Raw genomic sequence first — 20,287 nt, 5'->3', positions numbered from 1 at the left:
CTGTTGTGACTGGCTGGTTTTATATTACCATAATCAAACCAGGCACCTGACACAAAAAAAGCCTCACCGAAGTGAGGCTTTATCAGGTTTTGACCGTGGAAGGTTCAGTCAAACTGATTCATGGTGTTGTCTTCACCTGAGGCCTTCAGCGCGGCATCGCCGGAGAAGTATTCTTTGTGGTCATCACCAATGTTGGATCCGGCCATGTCCTGATGTTTCACACAAGCCAGGCCTTCACGGATTTCTTTGCGTTGCACGCCTTTCACGTAAGCCAGCATGCCTTCGTCACCATAATATCCTTTGGCCAGCTGGTCGGTAGACAAGGCGGTGGTATGGTAAGTCGGCAAAGTGATCAGGTGGTGGAAAATACCGGCATCTTTGGAGCCGTCTTTCTGGAATGACTGAATCATGTGGTCGGCTTTCTGGGCCAACGGGCTGTCATCGTATTTGACATCCATCAGCTCATCACGACTGTAATCACTGACGTTTTCACCTGCTTCAACCATGAGATCATAGGCCTGTTGACGGAAATTCAAGGTCCAGTTGAATGAGGGAGAATTGTTGTAAACCAGTTTGGCATCTGGCACCACATCGCGGATGCGCTTAACCATGCCGCCAATTTGTCCGACGTGTGGGGTTGAGGTTTCGATCCATAATAAGTCAGCACCATTTTGCAGACTGGTGATGCAATCCAGCACACACCGGTCTTCACCAGTGCCCTGGCGGAATTGGAAGAGCCCGCTGGCCAGGCGCTTGGGTTTCATCAGGCGGCCATTGCGGTTAATCACCACGTCGCCATTGCTGGTTTCACTGATGTCAACTTCATCACAATCAAGGAACGAATTGTACTGATCGCCCAAATCACCAGGTTGGTTGGTCACGGCGATTTGCTTGGTCAGGCCGGCGCCCAGAGAATCGGTTCTGGCTACAATCACACCATCATCTACACCCAATTCAAGAAAGGCGTACCTGACGGCACGGATTTTGGCCAGGAAGTCTGCATGGGGTACGGTGACTTTACCATCCTGATGGCCACATTGTTTTTCATCCGAAACCTGGTTTTCAATCTGAATGGCGCAGGCCCCGGCTTCAATCATTTTTTTGGCCAGCAGATAAGTGGCTTCTTCGTTACCGAAACCGGCGTCAATGTCAGCGATGATCGGTACCACATGGGTCTGGTAGTTATCGATGGTTTCCTGGATGCGCTGGGTGCTGACTTCATCGCCGGCTTTTCTGGCGTCATCCAGTTCTTTGAACAAACCGCGCAGTTCACGGGCGTCGGCTTGTTTCAGGAAGTCATACAGTTCTTTGATCAGTGAAGGCACACTGGTTTTTTCATGCATAGACTGATCTGGCAAAGGACCAAATTGTGAACGCAGGGCAGCGATCATCCAGCCGGACAAGTAGAGGTATCTTTTATCAGTGGTGCCATGGTGTTTTTTCACCGCGATCATTTTTTGCTGACCAATGAAGCCATGCCAGCAACCGAGTGATTGGGTGTAATTGGCTGAATCAAGATCGTAGTCCTTCATGTCCTTGCGCATGATGGCCGCGGTGTATTTGGCAATGTCCAAACCGGTCTTGAATCTGTTTTGCAACTTCATGCGGGCCACGTACTCAGGATTGATGGCTGACCAGGGTGACTGGTGTTCTTTGATGAGTCCGTCTGCTGATTTCACTTCTGTCTGGTAATTTGACATATCTAAAAGTCCGAATTGTTGGTCACACGTTGGTAACCGAAAGTTAATAAATCTGTGGCTAAATAACATCAGTCAAACAAACGTTTGAATAACGTGTTCATGCATATTAAGAGCATTTTCACGACTTTTAAACACTTTTTTACGGCTTTTTGGAAAAAATATTTTTTTTAATACTTTCGTCGGTTTATTTGCGAAATTAGAGTTTTTAGTCTAAAAAGCTGTTATAAAATAAAAAGGTTATGTCTTAAAACCCTCAGCTCACAGGATTCCAAATGACTCAATACACCACCCTTTCTGCTCTACAAGTTGACACGTTACTCGCTGATTTTATCAACCAGGACGTGTTGCCTGAACTGAACATACAGACCGATGAATTCTGGTCCAAAATGGCGACATTGATTCATGAACTGGCACCTGTTAACCACCAACTTCTCAAAAAAAGAACAGAGCTGCAAGCAAACCTAGACCAATGGATTACAGAAAACCGCGACCATTTCGATCACGGACACTATGTGGAACAATTGATCAAAACCGGTTACCTGGTCAAAGAAGGTGAAGCGTTCACCATCGGCACCCGCGATGTGGATTCCGAAATTGCAGAACAGGCAGGACCACAGTTGGTGGTGCCCACCTCCAATGCCCGTTTTGCCCTGAACGCCACCAATGCCCGCTGGGGCAGTTTGTATGATGCCTTATACGGCACTGATGTGATCCCGGAGACCGATGGTGCCGAACAAACCACTGGTTACAACCCGGTGCGGGGTGAACGGGTGATTGCTTATGGACGGGATTTTCTGGATCGCCACTTTCCCCTGCTGGACGGTTCACATCATGAAGTGACTGACTATCAGGTGATCAACCAGTCCTTCAAAGCCGTGTTGGCCAATGGTGTCATCACTGTTTTGCAAGACCCCTCACAATGTCAGGCTTATCAAGGTGATGCGTCACAGCCCACAGCCCTGTTGTTGAATCACCACGGCCTGAGGGTAATCATCGAAATTGATGCCACCTCGCCGATTGGAAAGACTGACAAAGCAGGCGTTAAAGACCTTACCATGGAAGCGGCGATCACCACCATTCAGGATTTTGAAGATTCAGTGGCAGCGGTTGATGGTGAAGACAAGGTCGGGGTTTACCGCAATTGGCTGGGCCTGATGAGGGGTGATTTGAGCGACACCTTTGACAAAGGCGGCAAACCTGTGACCCGGGTACCTGCTCAGGACCGGGTGATGATCGCTCTGGATGGTTCTGAACTGACCTTGCATGGCCGCAGCCTGCTGTTTTGTCGCAATGTTGGTCACCTGATGACTAACCCGGCGATCCTCACTGCTGAGGGCGATGAAGTGCCTGAAGGTATCATGGATGCGATGATCTCAGTGTTGATCGCCATGCATGATCTGCGTGGCCTGGGCCCCTTGCGCAACAGCCGCACTGGCTCAGTGTATATCGTTAAACCGAAAATGCACGGCCCTGAAGAAGCGGCTTTTGCCAACACCTTATTCAATGCGGTGGAAGATGCCCTGGGCTTGCCGCGCCACACCGTGAAAATCGGCGTGATGGATGAAGAGCGCCGCACCACGGTCAACCTCAAAGAATGCATCCGTGCAGTGAAAGACCGCATTGTGTTCATCAACACCGGATTCCTCGATCGCACCGGTGATGAAATCCATACCAGCATGCTGCTCGGTCCGATGGCCCCCAAAGCCGAGATCAAAGCCATGCCATGGATCAAGGCCTATGAAAACTGGAACGTTGATATTGGGCTGGAATGTGGCTTCACCGGTAAAGCGCAGATCGGTAAAGGCATGTGGGCCATGCCTGACGAAATGGCGCAGATGATGAAGATCAAAACCGAACACCCCGAAGCCGGCGCTAACTGTGCCTGGGTGCCCTCACCCAATGGCGCCACCCTGCACGCCATGCACTATCATCAGGTGGACGTGTTCGATGTGCAGGATAAGCTCAAAGACCGGCCAAGAGCCGACATCAATGACATTCTGACCATCCCTTTGTGCACCGATCCCGAAGCGTTGACCGCAGAGCAGGTTCAGCACGAACTGGACAACAATGCCCAGGGCATCCTCGGTTATGTGGTGCGCTGGATTGATCAGGGCGTGGGCTGTTCCAAAGTGCCCGACATCAACAACACCGGTCTGATGGAAGACCGCGCCACCCTGCGCATCTCCAGCCAGCACATCTGTAACTGGTTGATCCACGGCATCTGCAGCGAACAACAAGTCAAAGACACCTTCGCCCGCATGGCTAAAGTGGTCGATGAACAAAACACCGGTGATGCGGCCTACCGCAACATGGCCGATGACCTGGCAAACAACACCGCCTACCAGGCCGCTCTGGATTTGGTGTTCAAAGGCAAAGCACAACCGTCGGGCTACACCGAACCCCTGCTCCACGCTTATCGGCTGAAACTCAAGGCCGAGGGTTGATCGAACGCTGGTTGTGCGATGTAATCACGATTGATCCCTCAATCACATGTGCCTCGCGGCAACGTTGGCAGAAGCCGACGCTCCAATATCGGAGCGTCAACGCCAGTCCGGCGTTGGTTTGTCACCTCAGATAACCCGTCAACACTGAGTACCGACTTCAGCTTTTCTGCAATGGTTAAACTTGCGACTAAACCTGCCTAATGACATAAAGTGATTTCATTTGTTTTCAACCAACCTGTACCTTGTTCATTTGAGGATTAGATCCATCACAGACTGGTTTTTTTCCGCTGCTTCTTTTTCTGCTGGTATATCAATCGGCAAATCCAGATGTTTGTCCAAAAACTTCATTGTTTCGGTGATGAAATGAATGTTAGAGTTCAGGTATTTTAAAGAATGACCCTCATTCATCAAAACTGTTAAATCAGCCTCCATGTCAAATAAAGTAAACATCTGTTGCATACGCAATGCATGTTCAACAGTCACCCGGTTGTCTTTCAGTCCCTGAAACAGTTTGATCGGGCGGGAAATTTTGTCGGCCAGATAAAAAGGAGATTTTTTCATCAGCTTTTCCATTTCAGTGCGTGGATCTCCCACAATTTTTGCCAACTCTTCAAAAAATTTATCATTCTTGTTCAGTGACTGATTGCCAAACAACAATGGCAAGTCCATCACACCGTGCAAAGATATGGCGCACAGATACACATCGGGATATAAAATAGTTAACATGACTGCCGAATAACCACCATAACTACTGCCCATTGCGCAGACTTTGTTGCTGTCCAACGCATACTGTTCAATGGCTTCAAGTACCACAGCATGGATGTCTGACTCGATTTTTTCACCCCACTGTTGTTTACCGAGTTCAATGAACTCCTTACCATAGCCGCTCGAACCACGGTAATTAACTTTCAAAGATGCAATGCCTTTTGAAGCCAGGAAGTGCTGTGTTTCATCATTGGCAGCGGTATCACGAACACCGATGGGACCACCATGAGGAATCACCACCAACGGTGGTTTGTGTTCTCCTTTAATGGACGGCACCACTAAAAATCCTTCAACCTCTATGCCATCTTCAACCTGTACAGAAATGGCATGATTATCTCCCTTGGGTAAATTTTCATAAACAGGATTTTCATCCAACAGCTTACTCACTGTTTGGGTGTTTTTTTGATACAGGTACCAGGCACCTTTCGAATACTGAGTGTAGGCATAGATCAGCATCAATTCTTTTGCTTTGATGTGCTGACGGACAAACATTTGTAAATCAGGGTTTTGTTTGCGCAACTGACGGATTAGATCATTGTTTTCCTGTAAAAATTTACGCTGAGACCAACCGTTCTCAAGGTGTGTATATCCAATGATCTCCCGGCTGCTGGGGTCTTCAATCAACGACTCTATGTCCACATACGGGTCTTCAATGAAAGGCCCGATGTGTGAGTAATCTTTGGTTGAATACTTATGCACCGATACTTTGTCTCCAAAGGCATCGGTGAAGGCATAAAAAAATGTTTCATCGGCGGATAACTTGACAGGTAAGGGTACATCATCATCGCTGTGGCTGGTCCGTATTCTGACCCAATCATCAGTGGTCTTATCTGGTAAAAACCAATGGTGGAACGACACCTGTTCATTTTTTTTATCATATTCAACTTCAATGGCTGATCTGACATAGCCGGTTTGGTCAGTCAACCAGTCAATTACGGTGTTGAACTTTCTGGTTTTTTTGTACGTTTTTTTGAAAGATTTTTTGATGCTTTTTGTGGAGCTGGTGTCGACAAAATATAAACCATTGATGTCATTGTTGTTAACACTGCTCAACCTGAAATTAGCAAAAAACATCTTGTTTTCCTGGTCTATCAATGGGTCCAGCAATTTGCCAGCAATTGGAATTTCCAACACTTCAGCACCAACCAATTCTGCGTTTTGGTTGGTGCTCAGGTGCATCACATGACTGAAAGAGTACTTTTCATAATCCAGATCATAAATAAAAGAATCATTGTCGATCCACCTCAGGCTGCTTATCCTGGCACGGTCTGGTAATGATTCTTTGAACACTACATATGACTTGAAGGTATTGATGTTGACTACCTCAATTAGCGTCATTTTATCTTGTAATGAACTGAGCAGTATCCAGTCGCCCTGAGGATTGATTTCTCCAGAAACTTGGCGGTTGGTATCCAGGTAGTCTGCTAACTTGGGAAACATGTTCTTGGCCTGATCGACCCCTTGCATGATGTCAAAGACCTTTATCGGAGATTGTTGTTTGTCTATTTCACGGTAGTCTAAAGCTGTAATTGATTCAAAGTCTTGTTGTGCTATGATGCCAGGAAGGTATTGAAAATAAGGATCATTTGCATGCCCAGAAAATACCAGAGGCGTTTGCCCGGTGTATTGCTGGTAGTGTTGCTTAAAATAAGGCCATTCCAAGGTTGCTTTGTTGGTCGATTTTAAAGAAAAAGAACCGCTTAGTGAGCTGGAAAATTTCACTTCGGCTAACCATGTCCCCGGGTAATTAATAACCCCAGGTTTGACCTCAAAAACATGCTCATCTTTGTCGAACCGTATCCAGCTTAAACCCCACATGATGTATCCCCGTAAAGATTTCCAATAGTACTTTCCTGCTTTGAGCTTAACCAAGGCATGGTTTTCACCCTGTTGCATGTCAGAAAACCTCATGCGCTTTCCGGAATCAACATGATCCAAAATCACGGTGGTGAAATGTTGGTTGCTTTCTACCGACAAAAATAAATACCCTTCATCATCAGCCAGTTCAGGATCAGAGCCTTTAAGAATCAACAATTCATTTTGGTTGAACTTCAATGACAGAGCTTGCTGACTTAACAGCAACAACATCAGTAATGAACATATACGGGAAATATTTCGCTTTGATCCATTCATGGTCTTCAGTTCCTTTAAGAGGTGTGAAAATCGGCTTAATCTTAGCAAAATCCCAGACATACGGAAATATCCGTTTAATCAAAACACCTGGTCCACTACAAATTCGCTGCATTACTGGGAGCTTAAACCAGGCAACGGGTCAAAGACACCTTCGCCCGCAAGGCTAAAGTGGTCGATGAACAAAACACCGGTGATGCGGCCTACCGCAACATGGCAGATGACCTGGCAAACAACACCGCCTACCAGGCCGCTCTGGATTTGGTGTTCAAAGGCAAAGCACAACCGTCGGGCTACACCGAACCCCTGCTCCACGCTTATCGGCTGAAACTCAAGGCCGAGGGTTGATCGAACGCTGGTTGTGCGATGTAATCACGATTGATCCCTCAATCACATGTGCCTCGCGGCAACGTTGGCAGAAGCCGACGCTCCAATATCGGAGCGTCAACGCCAGTCCGGCGTTGGTTTGTCACCTCAGATATCCCGTCAATTAGGTTTTTAAGATGACAATGAACAGCTGATCAGAGCCTTAAAACAGAACATGGATAACTTTGGAGCGTCGACTTCAGTCGACTTTGCTGTTTCCACTGCTGAGCACCAGCCGTGGTTGATGATCATTCATAGATTCCGAAAAACCGTCTATCAGCATCGATCAGCCCTGCTGCCGGGGCGTTGTTTCTGATGTACCGATAAGTCGTCTTGAAGTGTTCTTCACTGCGGATGGCTTTATCAAAGTAGCCCCTTTCCCACAAAGACCCGTTACGTTGCAACCGCTTATTAATCAGCCGGGTCAATCCACCCTTCACTTTGTGCATGATTGTGCTTAATTCCAGCTGTTGTTGAAACAGCATATGAACGTGGTTGGGCATCACGGACAGTGCAATCAGTTGATAGTGACCGGGATCCAGGTTTTGACAGTAAAGCCTGGTCAGATCAATGATGTCATCATTCAACAAACAGCCCAATTCAGAGTGATCCAGGTGCTGATCGATGCTGAGTTGTTTGTTGCTTTCATCCAGATTTGATTCTTGTAACAGAAGCACAAATTCATCGACACTGGCTTGCGTCCGAAAAGTGACGAATTGATGGGTGTGTTCCTGACTGAAATGATGAAGCTGTTTTCTCACGCTGTTCTGCTTAATGTTGACTGAAGTCAACGCTCCAATGATTGTATCTTTTTCATATCAATAAGTATTTTTGTTTATTGATGAATGACTTTTTTTCAAAGTGAATACCTATATCCTGACCCATGTAAGTTAACGCAGCCTTGGCATTCTGTCTGTACAAATCCTGCCAAAAGAGCATGGGTAATTTCCTTCAAAGTCAGAAATCAATGGCTCTGAGAATATTGAGATAAAAGAATATCGGGACATGCACTTTTCATAGAGACCAGCTGAAGTGATTAAGATGGTTTTGTTGTGGAAAAATAAGAAATTGAAAAGAGTTAGAGGCGATTTAATGTCCGGGAATCGCAGTTTCTAGAAACTCGAGCAAAATGGCCTGATTGAAAATGAGTTGGGCGGTGGGAATATCGGGACATGCACTTTTCATAGAGACCAGCTGAAGTGATTAAGATGGTTTTGTTGTGGAAAAATAAGAAATTGAAAAGAGTTAGAGGCATTTTAATGTCCGGGAATCGCAGTTTCTAGAAATTCGAGCAAAATGGCCTGATTGAAAATGAGTTGGGCGGTGGCAGACAGAATCTGCTGACAAGCTATGATGTATGATTAGCTACTCCAGGGCTGGTTTTAGGCGATAACCAACCGCGAATTTCTTGCCTACTTTTTTGCAAAAGCTCTTGATTTGATCAACCGTGCCGACAGCTGAAAAACCGACTGATTTGAAGCCCTTGAGTTCGTCCAGCCAGGCGTCTGGATCGAGGTTTAGTCGGTCAAGGATAGGAGGCAGGTTTTCTGGAATGTATCCACGTTTGTTTTCAAGAATTGATCGGCCAGAATAGTCCAATAGCCCCAAGTATCCTGATAGTGAAAAAGGCAGATCATTATCATGATAGCCAAACCCAATCAGCCTGGTGTTCTTGTCTTTGATACGTTCCTGTATTGAAGTGTAATCAGATTGTTCTGGGGTTTTTGCCAATGCGGCGCGAATGGGGTTGAGATCGACGTATGCCATGCATGTAAGTAAAGCGCGCTCATCGAGCAAGGCTTGACTCTTGAAGCGTGATTCCCAGAAGTGGCCAGTGCACCCATCTTCAATGTTGGCTCGTCTGGCAATGTATTCATTAAGACACTTCATAAACCAGCTGATGGACCTCAGTCGTTTCAGATAAATTTGAGTCTTTTGAGTGACAAAATCCAGTTGAGGTTTGCTTAAATGTTCACCTTGTATAAAGCGTTCACAGGGTCCTGGTAAATCAAACAAACCTCCCCAAGCTATGAGCACTCGTTTATCTGTCCAATCCTTGTTGCTATTGACTTTCAGAACGATGTGAAAATGATTGCCCATCACAGCATAAGCACAGATATCTAAACTGAACAGTTTGGCCAGATATTTCATGCGTTCAACGACCCATTTACGCCTATTTTCAAATGATCTCCCAGAGGCATGGTCATCACCGCACAGAAAGGCCCTGCGCACGCATCGACTGACCACATGGTAATATGGCGTTTCCTTATAGCAAATCTGGTATTTCCTTGCTAATCCCATTGTTTTCTCCGATTAAAACCATGATTTTGGATAATTCAGAGGGAATTGGCTGTGGCAATTGTATGAACTGACCGTATGATATTTCTTAGGGAGTGCCTGTCCTGCAAGTTACCACTGCAAGTTACTCTGCAAGTTACCGCTGCAAGTTATGTAAAATAATGGTCTGGGAAAATTCAGGTGGATTTAATTGTGGTAAATGTCTGAATCAGCGGTATGATCTTTCTAAGAGATAGCCTTTCCTGGTATACCTAAATCATCAATATTTGAGGAATAAAATGAAAATCATCAGAGCAAAGGAGTTTGTCGCCCAGAAGCCATGGGAAGCGCTGGATATAGCGAATATGAATGGCATCACCACCCGGCTTCATTGGACGGACAAGCCTTATAAGTGGCATATAAATACGGGCGAAGAGGTGTTTGTTGTATTGGACGGCGTTGTTGAAATGTTCTATCGGGAACATGGCTCAGAACAATCAACAATACTGGAGGTTGGCGATATATTCTTCGCATCTGTAGGTACTGAACATGTAGCTCACCCCAAAGTCGCTTCTCGAATTTTGGTGGTTGAAACACAAGGCAGCGTATAACAAGCATGTCAGGTAAGACATCTTTTACAAAACTTCACTTCGGTGTTTGCATTGCGCAACAGTAATTTTTCGGCAAAGCTGGCAGATTAAATTAAGGACCGGAACGATTTCCTCATACAGCTGAAAACCCAATTTCCAGACGCCTGCTCAGAGATTAATGAATATGAGCGTGGTATGCTTCACTGTGAAATAGGGGCCTTCAGGCGTTGGGTGGAAGTAGAGTTATCAAAAGGTTGGAAATGGAATTTGAATAGGCATTTAGGTTTATTGAAGAAAGCCTGAAAAAGGCTGATCCTGATTTATAAAATGCCATAGAAGTCTCATTCATTGAATGATCTGGCACTGGGGCAACATGACCCGGAATACAAGAAAGTCATCAATGAACGGGCTCCGGCATTGATCAAAGAAAAAATAACAGAAGCACATGAATTTTGGAAATAAAGCTAACCAGTCAATCAAGCGAACGGGTCAACAAACCGTTTATATTTATCGCTAGGCGCCACTGATCATGAATAAAAAACTGAACAAAGTGGAGCAAGAACTCTCTACAAGGGTTGCCAGCATACTGTGGAAAGACTGGGACCCCATTGGTGTTTACAATGAACAAGCTGAATGGGATGACGAGTATGCTGGCTATGTTCCATCAACAGTCAAGCTGCTGCTTGAAGGCTGTGACACATATAAAATGTTAAAACACCTGACAACCATAGCCAGTGTCAATATGGGGTTGAGCAGGAGTGCGGGAAAAGAACACAATACAAAAATTGCCAGTCTGTTAATCCATGCCAGGGATGAGTTGCCTGGAGGTTAAATCGCATGGCCAGGGTTTCCATGACCTGGGCCCTTCGTGCCTTCACCGCAGCCTGTGAACAGGAGTTTTGCAGACATGAGGAAAAATGATGAAACAGATCCAAATCAATGGAACAGAACCGGATATCCTGAATAAGGTTTGCGAAGACCTGGTGTTTACGCAATATCAGGAAAGCTTTGTGGTTATTGAATCCGCAAATGTCACCAACATGAAGTTTAATGCGATTTGGTATTCGCTCTGTTTTGAGGGTGATTCAGTTATCTGGAGGCAAGGCCAGGAACCTCAGCAAGCAGATAATCATTCCTTCGAAAGTTGCCTGGTCTCTGTGCGGTGTTCGGAACATGCTGATTACGTTGGGGCTTCACTGCTTGGTATCAATTACACGAAAGAAAATGATTCGATTAAAGTACAATTCACATTCAGTAGCGGGAATGACCTGGTCATTGAATACAATCAATTGACCGATTCCGCGGCTGTGATATGCTGACAAGGCCTGCTGACCAGGCGTACAAAGCGCCAGCCGTTGTTGCCGTTTTGCAGCCATGTCTGGTACGGCAAAACCAGTGTTAGCCAGAAAAACGGACTCATGACGAAAGCCAAAAACACCCAGATCGAGTTGCTGATTGCTTCGGAAAAATGCGATTACGAGGAACTTAAGCGCCTGTTAAAGGCGGGGTTAAAGCCATCCAACATTCCCGAAGCAAATGGCTGGTCAGCGCTCAGGCGAACCCTGTTAGTTGGTGACACAGCGTGTGTCAAGCTGTTGCTGGCATATGGTGCTGACATCAACGAAGTTGATCCGCAAGATGGTACCACAGCGATTTTTGATGCGGCAGGTGAATGTGGTCAGGACATTTTGAGTCTGTTGATAAGAAATGGTGCGGACATCAACAGCAAAGACCATGATGGTAAAACGCCATTGATGGAGGCTGCTTACTTTGAAAAGACTGATAACATCGTGACATTGGCAGACAATGGAGCTGATATTGATGCCAGGGACTCAGGAGGTTGCACGGCACTGATCATCGCGGCCATGTTTTACCGGGAACAAGCGGTCCGCACATTGCTCGGTTTGGGGGCTGATCCTGAAACAGCAGACGCGCGCGGGAATTCTTTGCGCATGTGGATGGGAGATCCCGAACAGTATAAAATAAGCTGATGGTATCAAGAAGACATCACCGGATGAAATCAATTGGACAAACCACATGTTTCCCGCGAAAAAACCCTGATCGCCAGATGTTTTTCTCAGCAGTTCAAGCGTTATGTTATACATGAATCAGAGTGAATTGCACAAGCAACCAGGTCAGGTGTAGGTGCTGACGTTTTTGCCATCACAGAATTGAGACCACAAACAACACAAACAACATCAAAAACCATGAATATGACAAACGAAAGCACTGAAACCCAGGAACAAAAAGCAAATAAAGACCATGATAAAACCTCCAAAAAACGAGCCGTGATCAAAGCCACGTTGATCGGTATTTTGGTTGGGGTGATGTTCATTGTGTCTGCCAAAATGGTCAACCTCGCCATGTCTTGAACACAGGATCCAGGAAGATGTCACCAGGAGTGATCTTGGGCACCGGCCTCCGATCCAGTCTCGGCGCTTACTTCTTTTATCCATACAGTCGTTATCCTGGTGGTTAGTCAGGTTTTTTTCTTTGATAAGCAAATGGCTGATCAATCATTATGATGAGGCATATTGACTGCGTCAAATCACCACAACTGCATTCAAAGCAGTCTTAAGGGCCTGCCCACCTTGCGATCGATCTTTTGTCCGTAACAGACACCTGATGAGCATGGCTTTTTTTCATTTAAAGAAATCAATGACTTACAATGAGAAACAACGTACGCGTATTGGGGTCTGGTATTCTGTGAGAAGGCATCCATACACGGAGCGCTAAAAAACCGAAAACACGCAGCTGTTTTGTTCAGAATCAGAAACCAGGAGGTTAATTTTATGTCGTATGATAAATCTGTATCAGACCACTATTTACATGGCGGTTTGCTTGAGGCCATAGAAGCAGCACTCCCGGTTCTCGGTAAAACAATTGGGGATGTGACCATTGCAGATCTTGCGCCAGTCGATGAGTTCCATATCGGAGGACGCCTGGCAACAGATCATTTGTTTGATCAGCTTCATTTTTCTGAACAAGACTCCGTATTGGATGTGGGTTGTGGTTTAGGTGGTGCGGCCAGATATCTGGCATCTCAATATAAAAACCAGGTCACCGGAATCGACCTGTCACCTGAGTATATTGAGACCGGAAAAGTACTGTGTGGTTGGTTAGGTCTTGATAAATATGTAACGCTTGAACAAGGCAGTGCATTGACGATGCCTTTTCAGGATGGTTCATTCGACGCAGGTTATATGCTCCACGTGGGCATGAATATTGAAGACAAAGCGTCGCTTTTTGCCGAAATTTTTCGGGTGCTAAAACCCGGGACAACCTTCGGCGTTTATGACATTATGCGACAAATTGATGGTGAATTGACTTACCCCGTTCCATGGGCGACTGAAGGTGCTACCAGTAAATTGTCTACACCCGCTCAATACAAACAAGCCATTAGCGATGCCGGATTTGAAATCTTCAGAGAGAACAATCGCCGTGATTTTTCAATGGAGTTCTTTAAACAGTTACGCGCAAAAACCAAGGAAAATGGGGGTCCACCCCCATTGGGTCTTCATATTCTGATGCAAGCAAGCACAGCCCCAAAAATCAAGAATATGGTTGATAATATAGCCAGTGGTTTGATTGCTCCGGTTGAGATGATTATCCACAAAACATAAAACAACAGAACAAGCACCTGTTTTTGGACAAAGAGTCCGCTATACGATCACTTTGCCAGGAACCATTGAGCAGATCTTATATGGTAGTTTATGAATAAAGTGGTATAACTCTTCGTATCATTATGTCTTTTTGCATCCACAGCGAAAGTTACTGTGTTGATTCAAAATGTCACTGTGATTTCATCTCATCTTCAAATGCCTGAAACACAGATGAATGTCTTGATAGGTGAGGGATGAATCAGTAAAACCGGCATAACCAGCAGGATGGATTGCTCCATCCTGCTGGTTGCAAATACATCATCTGGTTTTCTTTACAGCAACCAGGAGGGTTGTTGTTCAAGACCTGTAGATCAGAACCGGTCAGTCAGTTCAATTGATCAGCTGCGCTCTACAGTGGTTGCTCATATCCTGGGCAGCCACATGCCCATGATGGCGGCAAAAACCCCAACGGCGAGTATGATGTTGAGCAGAAAAACCCCTGTGGCAGTGATCAGCTTTTGACGCACAGACTGACTGGACTGAGCCCGCAGATAAACCTCAAGGAACAACAACGGCATGATGTATACCAGGGTGTAAAGTACCTTCAAAAAGGGACCAGTGAAACTGACGGGATCAAACCCAACCGGTTTGCCATGCACGGTCAGCCAGGCCATCAATCCAACCCGAAACAACCAAACCCCACTGACCGCAACAAACAGCCGCAGTGCCCATACCCGGTGTCGGCTAAACTGCCGCTGCCGGGCCCATTTAAAGGCCATGGTGGCACAGATCAAAATGAGTGCGCCATTGATCAACAGGGTCAGATGCCCAAACCAGTCGCCGATGATATTGTCATGCCGGGTGATGATCATGAATGCGCCACTCAGACTCATGACAATGGCAATGACCACATACAGCCTGCCATTCCAGCGATGCACGGCCGGAAATTTGTTGCGCATGGCTGGTATCAATTGTAGTAAGCCACCGACCGTGATGATGGCGGCAAACAGCACGTGGCCAATGACGGCGATGTTGCCCCAAAATTCACCGGCGATAAAACCAGCAGGCATTACCTGGTTGAATCGTTCAATTTCATTGGCAGCGGTGGCAGCATAATAAAAAGCAACGATGTAAAATGCGAACATGGCCTGCCCGGCCAGAATGATTGAAAACCACAGTTTGGCTGAACCATTCAGTACTTTTGTGGCAAAAACAGGGGAGCGCCTACCGGCAGTTAAAGTCTGTTGTATTGTCATGCTTGTTCCTCAGTGTTGTGCAGGTGTTGTGTTATCATGGTCATTCGGTTGTCTGGTCTTGAGGACCTTTCAGCTCAGTATTGGGATTTGATGACACCTGTCTAGTCATTTTGGAAATCGACCAGTTTTAGTGACCTTAACTAAGTGTATGGGAATAAATCATGTGGACCGATCAACTATTGCGACGCATCACCACTCAACCGGCACCGGATAACAAAGCACCAACCTTGTTGGTGTACGCTGCCAATTTATTGGGTCGTTTAAAACGGATTGAACCAATGATCCTGGTGTGGTGGAGTTTTGCCTTGTCCATCCTGTGTTCATCCGCGATCAGGATGACCAACATGTCTTCCGGATTCAGTTATTATGTGTTGGTGGTGGCCGGATCGGGTGGTTGTGCCTGGTTCTGGCTGCTCAGTCGTATGCTGTTTCGCCGACGTAAGGACTGGCGGCCGCGGATGTTCGCTGTGGTCCCTGTGGCTATTGTGTTTGAAGCCTTGGCGGCATTGATGATTCCTGTGGGGCCTGCCGGCATTGCCGGAGAAGCTGGGCGGGTGTTTGGTAATGCCGCTTCCATGATTTGTGTGACGGCCATCGTGTTTATTTATAAGGAAGTGTTGCAGGGCTATCACAGGTTGCGTTGTTCCGCAGAGCGCCACTTCAGGGTGATGTTTGTCGCTGGGTTCAGCCTGGTGGTTGGTATTGCCATCCTATGGTTATCAGGTGCTGGTGACGGTTCTGTGGCGGCCACCTGGAAATCAGCCCTGCTGACCACTTGTGCCATCTTGACCGTGGCAGGCAGTCGGGTTGTGGTCTGGTACAGGTTCAGAAACCCACTGCAACAAGCCTTGTCCCATGAGACCGATAAGGATACAGTTGAAGGCCTTGTCCGGCGCATCCAGAAGGCCATCGGGAATGATGATTTATTGACCACAGTCAATCTGAAAGTGGCTGATTTTGCCGACCAGCTTGGTGAGCAGGAATACAAAATCACCCGTTGTATAACCAACCACCTGCAGTTTCGAAATTTCAATCATTTTTTGAACAGTCATCGCATAGATCGGGCAAAGCACATTTTTCAGAACCCTGAAACCCGGCACCTCACCATCTCTACAGTTGCTTATGATTGTGGTTTTAATTCATTGGGTCCTTTTAACCGTGCTTTCAAAGAATTTACCGGAATGACACCGCGGGAATTTCGCCAGCAACAGCCGGTTGGCTAAACGGCTGAATCAAGCCAACTTTATGTGTGCTGATATTTGGCAACAGCGGCCTGCGACAACGTTGACTGAAGACAACGCGCCGGGGAGAGCAGATGATCAATTCTGTCTGCAAACTTGGTTAGGCAGATCATAGAAGCATGGCTCAGTCTTCATGAATAACACCCAATAACCATCGGTCAGCATCAGGTTATCCTTTTCAAACATTCAACAGTGAAGCGTTACAGAGCAGCCATTAATTGCTTCAATGTCACAAATCAATGATTTAGAATGAAATGCACTCAGCCAGGATACCTTAACAGGTTTATTTAATTCTGCTTATGAAAAAGATCCTCAAATATTCAGCTTTATACTTTGCCATCGTATTCACAATTGGCTTTGTGCTGGGCACCATCAGGGTGCTTTATGTGGCGCCGCAACTGGGTGATGATCAGGCGGAATTGCTTGAATTCCCGCTGATGGTTTTGGCGAGTTTTGTGGTTGCTCGTTACATTGTCGGCCTGGCGGGTGATGGACTGAAGCCGGCTCAACTGCTGTGGGTGGGCGTAATGGCCCTGGGTTGTTTGTTGATGGTTGAATTTTCACTGGTGTTGGCGCTGCGGGAAATGTCCATCGTTACATATGTGACATCCAGATACTCATTAGCAGGTGCAGCTTATCTGGTTTCATTGCTGCTGTTTGCGGTGTTCCCGTTTGTCATTTCAATATGGGGCAAGCCGAACAAGTAAATACCAGGTTTAATTCCACGCTATTCTGAGCCAATAAATGAACACATCTTTGCAATGATCCTGGGTTACCGGCCTCCGATCCAGACTCCGGTCCAGACTCGGCTCTAACAACTGCATTCACACAGTCGTCATTAAGGCATGTTTTTTTTCGCGCTGCAAAAACCAGCAGTCGTATAGGAATGACCTTGGGACTTCATTCACTATTGTTCCTGACAAAAGTGAAAGCCGACTCTACGGATGGAGGAGTTAGGGTCTCGTCTGGAACAGAGACCGAGGCCTCGGCGATCATGTCGTGTGATCAAGCGTTCGACGCTCTGATTCGCTATCGCTCACGGCTTATCGATCATTCCATTATGGCTTCTTGACTTCGTCAAACCGCCATATCTGCATGATCTGCCTAACCAAGTCGGCGGGTCGAGCTGATCATCAGCTCTCCTATGATCTTTCCGGTCGCTTGCCTGTATGGATGCAGGTATGTCAGGTTAGCAGGACAGCAATTGCGCCAGGTAATTTTCTCTATTTATCCCGTCCAGGTGATCATGCAGAAGAGGCCACGGTTCCGCGAATACTACACCAAGGCTTGCTGATTGTGTTAAACCGCCTTGTCTCTATGAACGAGTGACGACACTCACAGAAGACTTTCTGGTCTGCGGCCAAACCGATGTCTGTGCACAACCTGTTTTGCCTGATCAAGTCGGCGGAACAGCCGATGATAAGCTGTCCGCAGAACAGGTTGCGATGGTCCGGCTGTGATCATTCAGGTGTGGGTCACCACCACCCGGTTGCGGCCGGCACTTTTGGCTTGATACATGGCATGGTCTGCTTGAATCAGGGCCTGTTCCAGGCTGTCATTGATCATCGCTACGCCAAAACTGCCAGTGATGTGCAAATCAGGGTTGGTGTTGCGGCTTTGTTCAGACAGTTGATGCCTCAGGTGTTCAGCGAAAAGTTCAGCTGCCCTGATGTCTTTGGCTTGTATCACCACCGCAAACTCTTCGCCTCCGGTTCGGCCCATGACAGCCGGCGGGGACAGTAACTGACGCATGCCCCGCGACACGTATTGTAAGACTTCGTCACCAATCTGATGGCCGTATTGGTCATTGATGTTTTTAAAGTGGTCGATGTCAGCCACGATGACCGCAAGTCGGTCACTTGATTTGTGTTGTTGCCTGATCAGTGCGTCGGCCTGTTGTTTGAAGCCACGTCTGTTAAGTAAACCAGTCAGGTAGTCAGTGATGGCCTGCCGCTTGAGTTTGCTGGCCAGGTCATCAACCAAAATCAGTAAGGTGAACAAGCCAAGTCCGGCAAAAAAAGCCGGCATGAACAGGAAGTTAACCTGAGAATATAGGTTGAGAAAATAAGCATCACGTTCGGCGCCTTGTAACAACGCCAGGGTACCACTGGTGGCCTGGACGAGGGCGTACAGCATGAACAACACGATGGCGCTGATTTCAGCGGTGCGCAGGGCTTGATCAGTGCGCCAGATTTCCCGGGCAATGGCCACCACCACCAGTGCACCCGAAGCCGGGATGAAAACCATACGCAGTCCCATGTGAGGATACAGGTAAGTGAACACCACCACCAAGCTAAGGACCAGTGCAAAATACCCCAGTATCAGGTGGGTCAGTGGCATTCTGCCGGCGCGCATCCTGAAGCCGGCCAATGCCAGTAGTTGAGTGAGCAGTGACACCGCATTGACCACCACCCAATAAAGGTTGCGGTCGGGAAAGACGTCGTTGATGGCATTGAGCACACCGTTGACGGCGGCAAACACATAGAACAATGCCCACATCAACACATAGGTCTTTTTTTCCATGATCTTCCAGGCCAGCAAAAAAACCACTGTCATCATCAAGCTGATGAGAAACTGGCTGATATTGATCAGGTCAATGTCAGATAAAGTCATGGCATGGATTGGTTGAGCGTCATTGATAATTTTTATACCATATTAATGCCCTGGATGCCATCAAAGCAGACAATGAAGGCTTGGCAATAAGTATGTGTAAATATGTATGATTTTGAGTTTTGACAGTCAGACCAGCAGTCATCTACAATTCAGGTTGGCAGTGGTACGGAGTTGGCTGCCAAATAACAAGAGACCTGACAGGAGCTATCAAAATGAGCAACAGAAAAGCCAAACCATTACCGTTAAGAATCATTTCAGCCATTTCAGCTTTTATGCTCATTGGTGCGCTGATTTATGTCAGTTTTGCCGGTTTTAATGTGGTCGCCGGTTCGATGATGGCCTCCAGTGTACTGGGTCTTGGGGTAACCAGTGTGATAGTGAGTGAAGGCCCATTGGACATGGTGTTGGGCTTTTTTGAGGCCTTATTTGATGGGGTGATGGAAGTGGTTGGCGGGATACTGGATTTTCTGTCGTCTTTGTTTGGCTGAGTGGCCGACTTGTTGGGTGTTATTTTTGATGATTAATGGCTTTACTCAATGAGCCGGACCGTTTGGTTTTTCCTGGCTTGTCTGCTTTCAACCATTGGTCAGGCCAGTGATCACCGGACTGGTGGGTGTGGCTTTGGCCAGAAAAGCTTCAGGTGAGGACAAAGCGTCCATCACTTTGGCTTTTAACTATTCAGTCGGGATGCCCGCATGTTTGGCCATTCTTTGCCAATCCTGATCGCTGACTTTCACATCTAAGGTTTTGCTATTACTCACGGTTTACTTCCTCTTCATTGCCCGGCAATGGAACAGTCGGCAGTGCTTTTGCCAGGCGAAAAAAAGGCTGCCGCCTCTGGTCTGTCTTGAACAGACAATCACAGCACAGCTTGATTGCTCATAAAAGTACTTATCAGGCCATTGAGCTTTCTTACCGATTTCATACTACCGGTAAAAGGTTTTGATATTCAATGAGTTAAATCAGCATATTTGTGGTGGATTGATTTTCTGAGAGGCTTCACATGGGATTGTTTGTCGAATCAGTAAAATATTCATCAGTCAAATTGTTGAGGAGACCCCATGCAACACCCAAATAACCCTGTGTATCCGCAAAACATCGGTGGCATTCAAAAAAAAGGCATTGGCCTGGGCGAAGACGCGATGATCCGCATCATTGCTGGCTTGTGTGCCAACCCGGAAAGCTGGCAGAAAAGCCCGGCTGAAGTGGTGCAAAAAGCCGTAGAAATACATGAGGAAATGTTCCGGCTGAAACCGTTCAGCCAGTGAAAGCTGTTCAATAACACCCGGCGGGAAAACACCAG

General features: G+C 46.7%; 17 protein-coding genes. 11 read left to right on the top strand and 6 right to left on the bottom strand.

The window, feature by feature from the left end:
• Window positions 1-104: 104 nt before the first annotated feature.
• Entirely contained in the window at window positions 105-1,700 is a 1,596-nt protein-coding gene (locus tag B0475_RS10195) for an isocitrate lyase (RefSeq protein WP_077411731.1), read from the bottom strand.
• 272 nt (window positions 1,701-1,972) lie between these two features.
• Between B0475_RS10195 and B0475_RS10190 the strand changes: the two genes are divergently transcribed.
• A complete protein-coding gene (locus B0475_RS10190; RefSeq protein WP_077411730.1) occupies window positions 1,973-4,144 on the top strand; it encodes a malate synthase G in 2,172 nt (723 codons plus the stop codon).
• 246 nt (window positions 4,145-4,390) lie between these two features.
• Here B0475_RS10190 and B0475_RS10185 read toward each other — a convergent pair whose 3' ends face one another.
• Window positions 4,391-7,042 (bottom strand): alpha/beta hydrolase family protein, encoded by a 2,652-nt coding sequence (locus tag B0475_RS10185; protein WP_157892852.1) that lies wholly within the window; start codon window positions 7,040-7,042, stop codon window positions 4,391-4,393.
• A gap of 168 nt (window positions 7,043-7,210) precedes the next feature.
• Between B0475_RS10185 and B0475_RS17465 the strand changes: the two genes are divergently transcribed.
• Entirely contained in the window at window positions 7,211-7,387 is a 177-nt protein-coding gene (locus B0475_RS17465) for a hypothetical protein (RefSeq protein WP_198538200.1), read from the top strand.
• A 266-nt stretch (window positions 7,388-7,653) separates the two neighbouring features.
• On the opposite strand, the gene B0475_RS10180 is transcribed toward B0475_RS17465, so the two are convergent.
• The gene (locus tag B0475_RS10180) at window positions 7,654-8,166 is read right to left on the bottom strand and encodes a transposase (RefSeq protein ID WP_077411825.1); all 513 of its coding nucleotides are present in this window, start codon (window positions 8,164-8,166) and stop codon (window positions 7,654-7,656) included.
• A 604-nt stretch (window positions 8,167-8,770) separates the two neighbouring features.
• Window positions 8,771-9,637 (bottom strand): transposase, encoded by an 867-nt coding sequence (locus tag B0475_RS10175; RefSeq protein ID WP_232781870.1) that lies wholly within the window; start codon window positions 9,635-9,637, stop codon window positions 8,771-8,773.
• Window positions 9,638-9,981: 344 nt separating this feature from the next.
• Between B0475_RS10175 and B0475_RS10170 the strand changes: the two genes are divergently transcribed.
• The 5 genes from B0475_RS10170 to B0475_RS10150 all read left to right on the top strand — a co-directional run bounded on the left by B0475_RS10170 (window position 9,982) and on the right by B0475_RS10150 (window position 13,895).
• Window positions 9,982-10,293 carry a cupin gene (locus tag B0475_RS10170; RefSeq protein ID WP_077411724.1) on the top strand — a complete coding sequence of 104 codons (312 nt, stop codon included), beginning with the start codon at window positions 9,982-9,984 and terminating at the stop codon, window positions 10,291-10,293.
• A gap of 508 nt (window positions 10,294-10,801) precedes the next feature.
• Window positions 10,802-11,104 carry a hypothetical protein gene (locus B0475_RS10165; RefSeq protein ID WP_077411722.1) on the top strand — a complete coding sequence of 101 codons (303 nt, stop codon included), beginning with the start codon at window positions 10,802-10,804 and terminating at the stop codon, window positions 11,102-11,104.
• Window positions 11,105-11,690: 586 nt separating this feature from the next.
• A complete protein-coding gene (locus B0475_RS10155; protein ID WP_077411719.1) occupies window positions 11,691-12,263 on the top strand; it encodes an ankyrin repeat domain-containing protein in 573 nt (190 codons plus the stop codon).
• A gap of 216 nt (window positions 12,264-12,479) precedes the next feature.
• Window positions 12,480-12,644 carry a hypothetical protein gene (locus B0475_RS17655; protein ID WP_157892851.1) on the top strand — a complete coding sequence of 55 codons (165 nt, stop codon included), beginning with the start codon at window positions 12,480-12,482 and terminating at the stop codon, window positions 12,642-12,644.
• Window positions 12,645-13,064: 420 nt separating this feature from the next.
• Complete coding sequence (locus tag B0475_RS10150) at window positions 13,065-13,895, top strand: class I SAM-dependent methyltransferase (protein ID WP_077411717.1); 831 nt, start codon at window positions 13,065-13,067, stop codon at window positions 13,893-13,895.
• A 401-nt stretch (window positions 13,896-14,296) separates the two neighbouring features.
• On the opposite strand, the gene B0475_RS10145 is transcribed toward B0475_RS10150, so the two are convergent.
• Entirely contained in the window at window positions 14,297-15,130 is an 834-nt protein-coding gene (locus B0475_RS10145; RefSeq protein ID WP_077411715.1) for a DUF2306 domain-containing protein, read from the bottom strand.
• A gap of 161 nt (window positions 15,131-15,291) precedes the next feature.
• Between B0475_RS10145 and B0475_RS10140 the strand changes: the two genes are divergently transcribed.
• Together B0475_RS10140 and B0475_RS10135 are read left to right on the top strand one after the other, a co-directional pair.
• Window positions 15,292-16,353, top strand: a complete 1,062-nt coding sequence (locus B0475_RS10140; RefSeq protein ID WP_077411713.1) for a helix-turn-helix domain-containing protein — start codon at window positions 15,292-15,294, stop codon at window positions 16,351-16,353.
• A gap of 317 nt (window positions 16,354-16,670) precedes the next feature.
• Entirely contained in the window at window positions 16,671-17,078 is a 408-nt protein-coding gene (locus tag B0475_RS10135) for a hypothetical protein (RefSeq protein ID WP_077411711.1), read from the top strand.
• A gap of 757 nt (window positions 17,079-17,835) precedes the next feature.
• Here B0475_RS10135 and B0475_RS10130 read toward each other — a convergent pair.
• Window positions 17,836-18,984, bottom strand: coding sequence for a GGDEF domain-containing protein (locus tag B0475_RS10130; protein ID WP_077411710.1), 1,149 nt, complete (start codon window positions 18,982-18,984; stop codon window positions 17,836-17,838).
• A 212-nt stretch (window positions 18,985-19,196) separates the two neighbouring features.
• On the opposite strand from B0475_RS10130, the gene B0475_RS10125 reads away from it, so the two are divergent.
• Window positions 19,197-19,472, top strand: coding sequence for a hypothetical protein (locus B0475_RS10125; protein WP_077411708.1), 276 nt, complete (start codon window positions 19,197-19,199; stop codon window positions 19,470-19,472).
• A gap of 573 nt (window positions 19,473-20,045) precedes the next feature.
• Window positions 20,046-20,252, top strand: coding sequence for a hypothetical protein (locus B0475_RS10120; RefSeq protein ID WP_077411706.1), 207 nt, complete (start codon window positions 20,046-20,048; stop codon window positions 20,250-20,252).
• Window positions 20,253-20,287 lie beyond the last annotated feature (35 nt).

This window comes from Marinicella sediminis, assembly GCF_002000055.1.
In the GTDB taxonomy this organism is placed as follows: Bacteria; Pseudomonadota; Gammaproteobacteria; order Xanthomonadales; family Marinicellaceae; genus Marinicella; species Marinicella sediminis.
The sequence above is the reverse complement of the archived record's forward strand: the minus strand, read 5'-3'. Positions and strand labels throughout refer to the sequence as shown.

Bases quoted from the DNA above. Each gene is read 5' to 3' on its own strand.
- B0475_RS10135 (WP_077411711.1), top strand. From the start codon at position 16,671: ATGAAAAAGATCCTCAAATATTCAGCTTTATACTTTGCCATCGTATTC.
- B0475_RS10170 (WP_077411724.1), top strand. From the start codon at position 9,982: ATGAAAATCATCAGAGCAAAGGAGTTTGTCGCCCAGAAGCCATGGGAA.
- B0475_RS10155 (WP_077411719.1), top strand. From the start codon at position 11,691: ATGACGAAAGCCAAAAACACCCAGATCGAGTTGCTGATTGCTTCGGAA.
- B0475_RS10150 (WP_077411717.1), top strand. From the start codon at position 13,065: ATGTCGTATGATAAATCTGTATCAGACCACTATTTACATGGCGGTTTG.
- B0475_RS10145 (WP_077411715.1), bottom strand. From the start codon at position 15,130: ATGACAATACAACAGACTTTAACTGCCGGTAGGCGCTCCCCTGTTTTT.
- B0475_RS10185 (WP_157892852.1), bottom strand. From the start codon at position 7,042: ATGAATGGATCAAAGCGAAATATTTCCCGTATATGTTCATTACTGATG.
- B0475_RS10125 (WP_077411708.1), top strand. From the start codon at position 19,197: ATGAGCAACAGAAAAGCCAAACCATTACCGTTAAGAATCATTTCAGCC.
- B0475_RS17655 (WP_157892851.1), top strand. From the start codon at position 12,480: ATGAATATGACAAACGAAAGCACTGAAACCCAGGAACAAAAAGCAAAT.
- B0475_RS10120 (WP_077411706.1), top strand. From the start codon at position 20,046: ATGCAACACCCAAATAACCCTGTGTATCCGCAAAACATCGGTGGCATT.
- B0475_RS10130 (WP_077411710.1), bottom strand. From the start codon at position 18,984: ATGACTTTATCTGACATTGACCTGATCAATATCAGCCAGTTTCTCATC.
- B0475_RS10140 (WP_077411713.1), top strand. From the start codon at position 15,292: ATGTGGACCGATCAACTATTGCGACGCATCACCACTCAACCGGCACCG.
- B0475_RS10165 (WP_077411722.1), top strand. From the start codon at position 10,802: ATGAATAAAAAACTGAACAAAGTGGAGCAAGAACTCTCTACAAGGGTT.
- B0475_RS10190 (WP_077411730.1), top strand. From the start codon at position 1,973: ATGACTCAATACACCACCCTTTCTGCTCTACAAGTTGACACGTTACTC.
- B0475_RS10195 (WP_077411731.1), bottom strand. From the start codon at position 1,700: ATGTCAAATTACCAGACAGAAGTGAAATCAGCAGACGGACTCATCAAA.